Source organism: Saccharopolyspora sp. ID03-671 (assembly GCF_045278815.1).
In the GTDB taxonomy this organism is placed as follows: Bacteria; Actinomycetota; Actinomycetes; order Mycobacteriales; family Pseudonocardiaceae; genus Saccharopolyspora; species Saccharopolyspora ipomoeae.
The window spans coordinates 3751348-3762602 of the sequence record NZ_CP134054.1 but is presented as its reverse complement, the minus strand read 5'-3'; the positions used below and the strand labels follow the sequence as shown (position 1 = coordinate 3762602).

8 protein-coding genes and 1 pseudogene are annotated in these 11255 nt (G+C 72.5%); 2 read left to right on the top strand and 7 right to left on the bottom strand.

Annotated features, from left to right (window positions below; all coding sequences use genetic code 11):
• Positions 1–38: 38 nt before the first annotated feature.
• Both REH65_RS17255 and REH65_RS17250 read right to left on the bottom strand, forming a co-directional pair.
• Positions 39–799, bottom strand: a pseudogene (locus REH65_RS17255) (SDR family NAD(P)-dependent oxidoreductase).
• Positions 800–1013: 214 nt separating this feature from the next.
• Complete coding sequence (locus REH65_RS17250) at positions 1014–1970, bottom strand: aldo/keto reductase (protein ID WP_406688320.1); 957 nt, start codon at positions 1968–1970, stop codon at positions 1014–1016.
• A 160-nt stretch (positions 1971–2130) separates the two neighbouring features.
• Between REH65_RS17250 and REH65_RS17245 the strand changes: the two genes are divergently transcribed.
• Together REH65_RS17245 and REH65_RS17240 are read left to right on the top strand one after the other, a co-directional pair.
• Entirely contained in the window at positions 2131–3438 is a 1308-nt protein-coding gene (locus tag REH65_RS17245; protein WP_406688319.1) for a UDP-glucose dehydrogenase family protein, read from the top strand.
• Between the two features lie 266 nt (positions 3439–3704).
• Positions 3705–5507, top strand: coding sequence for a gamma-glutamyltransferase family protein (locus tag REH65_RS17240; RefSeq protein WP_406688318.1), 1803 nt, complete (start codon positions 3705–3707; stop codon positions 5505–5507).
• Positions 5508–5560: 53 nt separating this feature from the next.
• On the opposite strand, the gene REH65_RS17235 is transcribed toward REH65_RS17240, so the two are convergent.
• From REH65_RS17235 to REH65_RS17215, 5 genes are all read right to left on the bottom strand, one after another.
• Positions 5561–6697 (bottom strand): glycerate kinase, encoded by a 1137-nt coding sequence (locus REH65_RS17235; RefSeq protein WP_406688317.1) that lies wholly within the window; start codon positions 6695–6697, stop codon positions 5561–5563.
• 220 nt (positions 6698–6917) lie between these two features.
• Complete coding sequence (locus REH65_RS17230) at positions 6918–8339, bottom strand: SLC13 family permease (RefSeq protein ID WP_406688316.1); 1422 nt, start codon at positions 8337–8339, stop codon at positions 6918–6920.
• Between the two features lie 314 nt (positions 8340–8653).
• A complete protein-coding gene (locus REH65_RS17225; RefSeq protein ID WP_281458960.1) occupies positions 8654–9316 on the bottom strand; it encodes a response regulator transcription factor in 663 nt (220 codons plus the stop codon).
• On the bottom strand, positions 9313–10770 hold the full coding sequence (locus REH65_RS17220) for a sensor histidine kinase (RefSeq protein WP_406688315.1): 1458 nt from the start codon (positions 10768–10770) through the stop codon (positions 9313–9315). The genes REH65_RS17225 and REH65_RS17220 overlap by 4 nt, the downstream gene beginning before the upstream one ends.
• Positions 10760–11065, bottom strand: a complete 306-nt coding sequence (locus tag REH65_RS17215) for a hypothetical protein (protein ID WP_406688314.1) — start codon at positions 11063–11065, stop codon at positions 10760–10762. Before REH65_RS17215 ends, REH65_RS17220 begins: the two co-directional genes overlap by 11 nt.
• Positions 11066–11255 lie beyond the last annotated feature (190 nt).

The window sequence follows — 11255 nt, the reverse complement described above, 5'->3', positions numbered from 1 at the left end:
CTCGGGTGCTCAGCCCGCCGAGGTGGGGCCGAGCGGGGTCAGCGCGGGGCCATGCGGAGGGCGCCGTCCATGCGGATGACCTCGCCGTTGAGGTAGTCGTGCTCTCGACGATGTCGAGGGCGAGCTGGGCGTAGTCCTCCGGGGTGCCGAGGCGCTTCGGGAACGGCACGCCGTCGGCGAGGCCCTGGCGGAACTCCTCGCTCACCGTCGCCAGCATCGGGGTGTCCACGATGCCCGGGGCGATGGTCATCACCCGGATCCCGGAGGACGAGAGGTCGCGGGCCGCGGGCAGGGTCAGGCTCGCGACACCGCCCTTGGACGCGGCGTAGGCGGCCTGCCCGATCTGCCCGTCGTAGGCCGCGACCGACGCCGTGTTGACCACGACACCGCGCTGCCCGTGCTGGTCGGCCTCGGTCTCGCCGATCGCGGCCGCGGCCAGCCGCATCACGTTGAAGGTGCCCAGCAGGTTGATCTCCAGGACCTTGCGGAACAGGTCGAGGTCGTGGACGCCCTTGCGGCCCGCGATGCGGGCGGACGGGCCGATGCCCGCGCAGTTCACCACGATCCGCAGCGGGTTCCCGGAACCGGCGGCCTGCTCGACGGCGGTCTGCACCTGGTCGGCGTCGGTGACGTCGGCCGCGGTGTAGGTGATGCCGTCGACGATCGGGGCCTTCTCGATCGCCCCCGGCAGGTCGACCGCGAACACCTTCGCGCCCCGCCCGGCCAGCGCCCGCGCCGTGGCCGCTCCGAGCCCGGAAGCCCCACCGGTGACGATCGCGGCGGTGTCGGTGATCTGCATTCTGCTTCGTCCTCCACTGGAGAGTTGTGGTCATCTTGCTCGGCGGTGCGGGTAGCGGAACCTGAGGTGGTCCTCCTGCTCCGGGCGCCCCGCCCAATACACCACGTCGAGGCGTCCTCGCAGGAGGACCGAACCCGCGGCGGTGCCGGCTGCTCAGGTGGTGGAAGAGGAAGCGGCTTCGCCGCTCGAACAACACCTGGTGTTGCCGGAGAGGTCACGTCGCTGGGCAGATGCTGTCCAGCGCCGCGAGGTCGTCGGGGCCGGGGACCCAGTCGGCCGCTTGCGCGTTGGCCCGGACCTGATCCGGGGTGGTGGCCCCCGCGATGACCGAGCCGACGGTGTCCTGCGCGGCGAGCCAGCCGAGCGCCACGGTGCCCATCGGGACGCCGCGCTGCTCGGCGAACACCCGCAGCTTCTCGATCCGGTCCCACGGCGCCTCGGCGAGCAGCTGCACCTGCCCGGCCAGCCTGCCGTCGGACGGCGGGACCTGGTCGCGCCGGTACTTGCCGGTCAGCAGACCGTTGGCGAGCGGGAAGTACGGCAGCAGACCGATCCCGAAGCGCCGCGCGGCGGGCACCACCTCGCGCTCCACCTCGCGGGACAGCAGCGAGTAGTGGTGCTGGCCGGACACCGGCGCGGTCAGGCCCGCCGAGTTCGCCGTCCAGGACGCGTCGGCGACCTGCCAGCCCGGGAGGTTGCAGTGCCCGACGTAGCGGATCTTGCCCTCGCGGACCAGGTCGTCGAGCACCGAGAGGGTTTCCTCCAGCGGTGTCAGCGGATCCGGCCGGTGCAGCTGGTACAGGTCGATCCAGTCGGTGGCCAGTCGCCGCAGCGAGGACTCCACGGCGCGGCGCACGTAGCGGCGGGAACCGCGCGCCCCGAAGTCGGGGCCGTTGGTGCCCTGCATGTCCACGCCGAACTTGGTGGCGATGACGGCCAGGTCGCGCCGCCCGGACAGCGACTGCCCGAGCAGCTCCTCGCTGCGCCCGCGCGGCGAGCCGTAGGCGTCGGCCACGTCGAAGAAGGTGATGCCGTTCTCCAGCGCTGCGTCCACGACGGCGCGCGCTCCGGCCAGGGTTTCGGTGGCGGTACCGGGCCTTCCGAGGTTGTTGCAGCCGAGACCGACCGCGCTCACCGCGAGACCCGATTCCCCCAGACGTCGCTGATCCACGCGCGCAGCCTAAACGGCAGGTTCCCATCTCGTCACCTGCGACGTCGGGAGCGTGAACTCTGGGCGAAGCGGGTTTTCCCAGCTCGAAGATGTGCCACGATCACTTTCGAGGGGGCTGGAGGCGACCGCCCGGTCGTTCAACGTGAAGGGGTTGGGGCCTGTGTTCGCCCGTCGAATCGTCGTTGTCGGCACCGGCTACGTCGGACTGACCACCGGTGCGTGCCTGGCGTCGCTCGGCCACCGCGTGGTGTGCAGCGACGTCAACGAGCAGAAGGTCGCCGAGCTCTCCCGAGGCGAGGTCCGGATCCACGAGCCCGGCCTGGCCGAACTGGTGCAGGAGGGCATCGCCGCAGGTCGGCTGGAGTTCGTGGTGGGTTCCGCGGGCGCCGTCGCCGAGGCCGAGGTGGTGTTCCTGTGCGTGCCGACCCCGATGGGTTCCGGCGGCGCCGCGGACCTGGCCGTGGTGGAGGCCGTCGCGCAGGAGGTGCGCGAGGTGCTGCCCACCGGCTGCGTGATGGTCACCAAGTCGACCGTCCCGGTCGGGACGTCGAAGCGGCTCGCCGAGCACCTGGACCGCGCGGACGTCGCGGTGGTGAGCAACCCCGAGTTCCTGCGCGAGGGTTCGGCGGTGCACGACTTCCTCAACCCGGACCGCATCGTCGTCGGATCCGACACCCAGGACGCCGCCGAGCGGGTCGCCGCGCTGTACTCCCGGCTGGGTGCGCCGACGGTGCTCACCGACGCGGCGAGCGCGGAGATGGTGAAGTACGCGGCGAACTGCTTCCTGGCCACGAAGCTGTCCTACGTCAACGCGATCGCGGAGCTGTGCGAGCAGCTGGGCGCCGACATCACCGACGTCACCGAGGGCATGGGCTACGACCGGCGGATCGGGCAGTCGTTCCTGCAGCCCGGACCGGGCTGGGGCGGGTCCTGCCTGCCGAAGGACACGGCCGCGCTGCTGCAGGTCGCCGAGGCCGTCGAGTTCGACTTCCCGCTGCTGCAGGCCACGATCTCGTCGAACTCGCACCAGCGGCAGCGGATGGTCGCCAAGGTCCGCGAGGCGTGCGGCGGCGTGCTGGCCGGCGAGCGGATCGGCCTGCTGGGGCTGACGTTCAAGGCGGGCACCGACGACCTGCGGGACTCGCCGGCCCTGGAGGTCGCGCAGCTGCTCGCCGCCGAGGGCGCCGAGCTCGTCGCCTACGACCCGGGCCTGCGCGGCGACGAACCGGAACTGCCCACCGGTCTCACCCTGGTCGACGACCCGTACCAGGCCGCCAAGGAGGCCTCGGCCCTGGTCCTGCTCACGGAGTGGCAGGAGTTCCGCTCCCTCGACTGGAACCGCATCGCCGACGCCCTGGCCGGTCTCGTCGTCGTCGACACCCGGAACCACCTCGACCCCGACGTCCTCCGCCGGGCCCACCTCTCCTGGCGAGGCGTCGGCCGCACCCCGGTCACCGCCCTCACCTGAACCCCGGTCCCGACGCGGGTGACGCGAATACGGCAGCAATCCGTACCCGGAACACGACCGCAATCCGACATCGGAACACGACCGCAATCCGACATCGGAACACGGCAGTAATCCGACACCGGAACACGGACGTGATCGGAACCCGGAGTACGGCCGTGATCCGTGCCCGGAACACGGCCGCAATCCGGTCGGGCACGTCGAGAACCGGTGGGGGCGTGGGGAATCGGACACTCGTCAGGGGATTTTCGGGGTCCTAGGGTGGGCGCGTGTTCACGACTCGGCCGGAGCTCGCCGGTACTCATGGGATGGTCGCGTCCACGCATTGGCTGGCCTCGGCGGTGGGGATGGCCGTGCTGGAGGACGACGGGAACGCGTTCGACGCCGCGGTGGCCGCCGGTTTCGTGCTGCAGGTGGTGGAGCCGCACCTGAACGGGCCGGGTGGCGAGGTTCCCGCGCTGTTCGCCACGGCGACCGATCCTCGCCCGAGGGCGTTGTGCGGGCAGGGGCCCGCGCCCGCCGGGGCGACCATCGGGCACTACCGCGACGAGCTCGGGCTCGACCTGATCCCCGGGACCGGGCTGCTCGCCACGACCGTGCCGGGGGCGTGGGACGGCTGGCTGACGCTGCTGCGCGACCACGGGACGAAGACGTTGCGCGAGGTGCTCGGCCACGCGATCGGCTACGCGCGCGGCGGCTACCCGATCGTGCCCCGGATCAGCGAGACGATCGGCATGGTCGCCGGCATGTTCCGGGAGCACTGGCCGACTTCCGCGCGGTGGTGGCTGACCTCCGGCGGGTCGGTGCCGGAACCGGGTTCGGTGCTGCGCAACCCGGTCCTGGCCGACACCTGGGAGCGCCTGCTGGCGGAGGCCGAGTCGGTCACCGGCCGGGAGGCGCAGATCGACGCCGCCCGCCGGGCCTGGTCGCAGGGCTTCGTGGCCGAGGCCGTGGAGCGGTTCGCGCGGATCCCGCACCGCGACAACTCCGGCCGCGACCACGCGGGCGTGCTCACCGCGCAGGACATGGCCGAGTTCGAGACCACCTACGAGGACCCGCTGACGGTGGACCTCCCCGGCGGCTGGACGTTGGCGAAGTTCGGGATCTGGTCGCAGGGCCCGGCGCTGGCCCAGCAGCTCCAGCTCGTCGAGGACCTCCCGGTGTCCTACGTGGACGGTGTAGCCTCGGCCGACACCGTCCACGCGGCGGTGGAGGCCGCCAAGCTCGCGTTCGCCGACCGCGAGGCCTGGTACGGCGATTCCGCCGACCCGGGTGTGCTGAGCGACCTGGTCTCCGGCGAGTACGCGGCGCAGCGCCGCGCCCTCATCGGCGAGACCGCCTCGCTCGACCTGCGGCCCGGCTCGCCCGGCGGGCGCACGCCCGTCCTACCGGCGTTCGTCGCCGAGGGCCGGGGCGTGGGCGGCGCGTTCGACCCGAGCGGGGTCGGCATCGGCGAGCCGACCGTGCTGGCCAACGGTGAGAGCCGCGGCGACACCGTGCACGTCGACGTCGTCGACCGCTGGGGCAACATGCTCTCCGCGACCCCGTCCGGCGGGTGGTTGCAGTCCTCGCCGACGATCCCGGAGCTCGGGTTCTGCCTGGGCAGCCGCGCCCAGATGTTCTGGCTGGACGATGGGCTGCCCAACTCCCTGGCACCGGGCAAGCGCCCGCGGATCACGCTGAGCCCGTCGCTGGCGCTGCGCGGCGGCGTCCCGGCGCTGGCGTTCGGCACGCCCGGCGGCGATCAGCAGGACCAGTGGCAGCTGTGCTTCTGGCTGGCGCACGTGCGCGGCGGGCTCGACCTGCAGGCCGCGATCGACGCCCCGGCCTGGCACAGCACCGCGTTCCCGCGCTCGTTCTACCCGCGCGAGTGGGAACCCGGTGGTGTGGCGGTGGAATCGCGCCTGGGCGCCGACGCGATCGCGGCCCTGGAAGCGCGCGGCCACCACGTCACCGACAACGGCCCCTGGTCGCTGGGCCGCCTCTCGGCGGTCTCCCGCGACCCGGATTCCGGCCTGCTCAAGGCCGCCGCGAACCCCAGGGGAGCCCAGGGCTACGCGGCGGGCCGCTGAGAGCTCTTCCGCGGTTCCGCTCCCCGCACCGCGGAGCGGGGCGACCACTTCGGTCACGCGGCCGGGAGGGTTGTCCCCAGCAGCAGCATTCGCAGGGTGCGGGCGGTGGCGTCGGTGATCAGCCGGGGTGCCTTGGTGATCGCGTCGGGGAGCGCGACCGGGCCGGTGAGGATGCCGGTGATCGCGTCGATGCCGTGCTCGTAGCTGGTGTCGGCGCCCGGGCCGATGGTGCCGCACAGCGCGATCACCGGTTTGCCGTGCCGCTTGGCCCGCCGCGCCACCTCGGTCGGGATCTTGCCGAGCGCGGTGGAGGCGTCGATGGCGCCCTCGGCGGTGATCACCAGGTCGGCGGTGCGCAGCCGCTGCTCCAGGTCGGTGCTGGTGAGGAACACGTCGAAGCGGGATTCCAGCCGTGCGCCGAGGATTCCGGCGAGCCCGGCCGCCAGACCGCCGGAGGCCCCGGCGCCCGGTAACTCGCCCAGGCTCGGGTCGAGCAGTCGGGCCCAGTTGTCCATCGCCGCGGACAGCAGCTCCACGTCGTCGGCCGAGGCGCCCTTCTGCGGGCCGTAGCGGCGGGCGACGCCGTCCGGGCCGCAGAGCACGTTGCGCGGGTTCACCGCCACCGTCATGTCCACTTCGGACAACCGGCGGTCGAGCCCGGAGACGTCGATGCGGCTCGCCCGCAGCAGTTCCGCGCCGCCCGCGCCGACCTCGCGGCCCTCGTCGTCGCAGATCCGCGCGCCCAGCGCCTGCAGCGCTCCCGCCCCGCCGTCGCAGATGCCCGAGTCGCCGCAGCCGACGACGATTCTCCGCGCGCCCGCGTCCAGCGCCGCGCGGATCAGCTCGCCGACGCCCCGGCTGGTGGTGCGGCCGGGATCGCGGGCTCCGGGCGGGACCAGCGACAGCCCGGCGGCCGCTGCCATCTCCACGAACGCGGTGTCGTCGTCGAGCAGCGCGAAGTGCGCCTCGACGGGATCGCCGACCGGACCGGTCGCGGTCACCGGCACCAGCGCACCCCCGGTCGCGCGGGCCATCAGCTTCGCCGAGCCCTCGCCGCCGTCGATCAGCGGCACGGTGTCGACGACGCTGCCCGGGATGACGCGCCGGATGCCGGCCTGGATGGCATCGGCCACCTGCTCGGCGTCCAGGCATTCCTTGAAACCGCTGGGAGCCACCACGATCCGAAACATCTTGTCCCCTCCAGGGATTGAAAATTGATTGGAATTGCGTTGCTTGGCGGTGCGGGTGGCGGAACCTGAGCGCCTTCGTGGACTCCGTGCGCCGCTCCTTGAGTATTGGAATACGCGGCGTCCCGGCGTACTCGCCACGAAGGCGCTCAGAACCCGCGGCGGTGCCAGTTGCCGGGGTGGTGGAAGAGAATGCGGCTCCGCCGCATGGTTGACGCACCCCCTAGAGCGACAGGCCCAGTGCGGGCCAGATGAGCAGGGCGAACAGCAGGACCAGCGCGGCGGTGAGCGGTCCGAGGACGAGGGCGAGGCGGCGCAGTTCACGGGGTTCGTACTCGTCGGCGAACAGCGCGAGCGGTTTGGCCGAGGACGGCAGCGTGTGGCAAAAACCGGCGGCCGCGGTCGAGGCGAACGCCACCGCGACCGGGTTCGCGCCGACCGCCAGCGCGGCGGGCACCAGCAGCGGGACCAGCACCGCCGAGCGCGCCGAGCGGGACGTGACCAGCAGGTGCAGCGCGGTGCTCAGCGCGACGACGGCGACCAGCAGCGTCACCGGGCTGTCGCCGACCAGCGCGTGCCCGGCGATCCACTCCGCCGCGCCGGAATCGGTGAGCGCGGTGCCCAGCGCGCCGGTCGCGGCCATGAACAGCAGCAGCGACCAGGGGATCTCGCCGACCGCGGCCTTCATCGGGACGGTCCCGAAGCGCGGCGAGACGACCAGCAGCGCGGCGCCGAGCGCGACCAGCGCGGGCGGCAGGCCGTGCCAGGGCTCGGTGCTCCACAGCAGCACCACGACGGCCAGCAGCGCGGCGGCCCGGACCTCGGCGGGCCGCATCGTCTCCGGCACCTCCAGCTCGGCGCGCAGCGCGGCGACGTCGACGCGCAGCGGGGTCCGCCGGTCCGCGCCGCCGGTCCGCAGCACGAGCTCGGCGGCCAGGTGCGAGCTGACCAGCGCGAACGGCAGTCCCCACAGCAGCCACCAGCCGAACCCGATGCCCTCGCCGGTGGTGGCGGCCAGCACCTGGCTGGTGATCAGGTGCGCTCCGGCACCGGTCAGGGTGGCGATCGCGGACAGCAGGATCACCACCGGAACCAGCAGTCCGGTCGTGCGGACCAGCCGTTCCGGCAGCGCGGACGAGAGCGCGCGGTGCAGCGGCAGCGCCATCGCGGCCCGGCCGCTGGTGCTGGGGATGAGCAGCGCCGTGCCGACCAGGCCGAGCGCGAGCAGGTGGCACAGCGACCGCGGTGTCCGCGCCCGCCCGGCCAGTCCTAGCGCGATCCGCGCGGGCAGTCCGGTCCTGTTGATGCCGGCGGCCAGCATGAACGCGGCCACCAGCAGCCAGATCTGGTCCTCGCCGAGCGCGGCGAACAGCCGCTCGGACTCCAGCACTCCCAGCACCGCGAGCACGGCGGCGGCCAGCAGCGCGACGAAGGTGTCGTCGACCCGCGCTCTCGTCCAGCCGATGATCGCCGCGCCGAACACGACCAGCGTCAGCACGCCGTCGCGGCTCAGCGATCCCTCCGGGGACTGGGCCGGGACGGTGAGCACCGCCAGCACTCCGAAGACGCCGACGCCGGCGAGGGTGAACCCCACGGCCCATCCCCACCCGGCGACCGGGTCCGCTTCCACGCTCTTGACCTGCACGAGAACCACTCTCGGGCGCACCCCTGAGGTTCCCGTGAACCTCCGGTGAGAGGCTCTTCATCCCCAGTTGTCCACACGCTTGTGGATAAAGTTATCCACAGGCGTGTGACCAGCGATGACCGAACCGCTCAGGCGTGGTTGTGCACAGCTGTGGAAAGACTTATCCACAGCTGTGCACGCACTCGCCCCACATCTCTCCCGCTCCGCCCGGGACACCGGTGCGTGGGATTTCAGCAGAAGTCGGGAACCCGATCTCAATGGAAGTCGGACACCCGATCCCCATCGAAATCGTGAGCACCGGCGGGGAGGCGAGGTCAGCCGCCGAGGCGGTAGCCCATGCCCCGCACGGTGCCGATGTGGCCGTTGCCGATCTTGCGGCGCAGCGCCCGGACGTAGACGTCGACGACGTTGGAACCGGGATCGAAGTCGTAGCCCCACACGTGCGAGAGGATCTGCTCGCGGCTGAGCACCTGGCCGGGGTGGCGCAGGAACAGCTCCAGCAGCGCGAACTCCCGGGCGGTGAGGTCCACCGTCCCGTCCGGCACCTGGGCGCGGCGGGTCCGCAGGTCCAGCGACAGCTCGCCGTCGCGCAGCACCGTGACCTCCTCGGCGCGCTCCGCCGAGCGCAGCCGCAGCCGGATGCGGGCCAGCAGCTCCTCGAACCGGAACGGCTTGGTCATGTAGTCGTCCGCGCCGCCCTCCAGACCGGCGACGGTGTCGTGCACCGTGTCCCGCGCGGTCAGGATGATCACCGGAAGCGCGACCCGCCTCGCGCGCACGTCGCGCAGCACCGAGAACCCGTCCCTGCCGGGCAGTCCCAGGTCGAGCACCGCCAGGTCGTACTCGCCGTCGACCAGGTGGTGCAGCGCGGCGTCGCCGTCGGTGACGACGGTGGTGGTGAAACCGTTGGCCCGCAGGCCCTTCTCGATGAACGCGGCGATGCGCTCCTCGTCCTCGACGATCAGGACCTTGCTCATGTCGCGTCCTCCGCGCTCGTCGCGGGCAGTTCCAGCCGGAAGGTCGCGCCCTGGCCGGGCGCTGACCGCACCAGCACCCGGCCGTGGTGCGCGTCGGCGATGGCCCGGACGATCGCCAGGCCCAGCCCGGCGCCGCCCTTGCGGCCGCTGCCGTGGGTGAACCGATCGAAGATCGAGTCGACCTCGGCCGGGTCGATGCCCGGTCCCTCGTCGCTGACCCACAGCTCCACGGTGCCGTCCCCGACGGCCGAGCCGATCCGGATCGTCGACCCGTCCTCGGTGTGCTGCACGGCGTTCTGCGCCAGCTGCACCATCGCCTGGGTGATCCGCTGGCCGTCCAGCTCGAACTCGCCCTCGCCCATCTCGGCCAGCACCCAGCGCCGGTCGCCCAGCGTGCGCACCTTGGCGTCGATGTCGCTGGTCAGCTCGGCCAGCGAGATCGGGGCGGGGGAGACGAAGTCCGGCCGGTCGGCCTTGGCCAGCACCAGCAGGTCGTTGACGATGCGGGTCATCCGGTCCAGCTCGTCGGTGCACAGCCGGACCACCTCGTCGCGCTCGGCGGGATCGACGCCGAGCAGCTCCAGGTTGCCGCGCACGATGGTGATCGGGGTGCGCAGCTCGTGCCCGGCGTCGTCGACGAACTGCCGCTGGATGCGGAAGGCGTCCTCCAGCCGGTCGAGCATCGCGTTGAACTGGTCTGCCAGCGCGGCGATGTCGTCGCGCCCCTCGACCGGGATGCGGCGGGTCAGGTCGTGCTCGGTGATCTCGGCGGCGGCCTGCCGGACCGCGCGCACCGGAGCCAGGATCAGCCCGGCGACGACCCACGAGATCAGCGCGGCGAGCACCACGCCGAGCGCGCTGACCAGCAGCAGCACCCGCACGCTGCGGTCCACCTCGGCGGTCTCGGCGGCGGTGTGCCGCTCGACCACGAACCACGCGCTGCCGCCCTGGGCGGTCTCGGCGCGCACCTTCACCCAGTGCACCGGCCCGGCGGCGGTGTCGAGGACGCCGTGCGCGGCGGGAGCGTCGATGATCCGCTGCAGCACCGCGCGGTCGTGCGCGACCGCCTTGATCGGCTCGGTCTGCTCCTGCGAGAGCACGCCGAGCCCGCCGGCCGCCGGCCACGCGCCGATCAGCGCCTCGTCGGTGTCCGGGTACTGGTGGCCGAGGTAGTTGTGCAGCAGCGTCGCGGGGTCGGCGAGCAGCCGGCCGCTGACCGGGTCGCGGCCGTGCTCGGCGAAGACCACGAACTCCTTGGCCTCCTGCTCCAGGGAGTTGGTGAGCCTGCGGTCGACCTCGTCGTGCAGGTACTCGCGGACGATCACGATGACCGTGAGCAGCACCAGGACCAGCACGAGCAGCAGCCAGCCCATGATCTGGGCGCGCGCCGGGACCCGGGTGCCGCGTCGACCGGCGAGGCTGGTCAGCGGGCGGGTCGGGTGGTCAGTCGTCATGGTCGTCCGCGTCGTCGGCGTCGTCGTCGTGGGGCGCCGGTGGCGGCAGCTCGGCGGGCGGGGGCGGCGCGTGCACGTCCGGCGGTGCGGGGGCCTCGGACGGCCCGGGGACGACCGGCAGCGGCACGTCGGAGCCCGGCTCCTGGTGGCCGGGGCCGGGAGTGCTGCCGACCCGCACGGTCTCGGGGATCTCGGGCGCGCGCGTGCCCCCGGTCAGCGCGAAGCTGACCAGCACGGCGGCGATGGGCAGTGCCAGGGCCGCGAGCAGCAGGACTCCCCGGGGGACGGAACGCATGGGTCCACTCTGACCTGTCACGGGCAACCGCGGGTGAAGCGGGGATGAGAACCTCCTCATCTTCGCCGCGGGCGGTGGGCGCGATCACCGGGCCCCGCCGGGCCCGAAAAGTGATCATTAATCGCGCTAAGCGTCCGAAAGGAATTCGTGAAAGAAATTCTTCCGAGCGTTCCCGGAAAATTGCTGACGA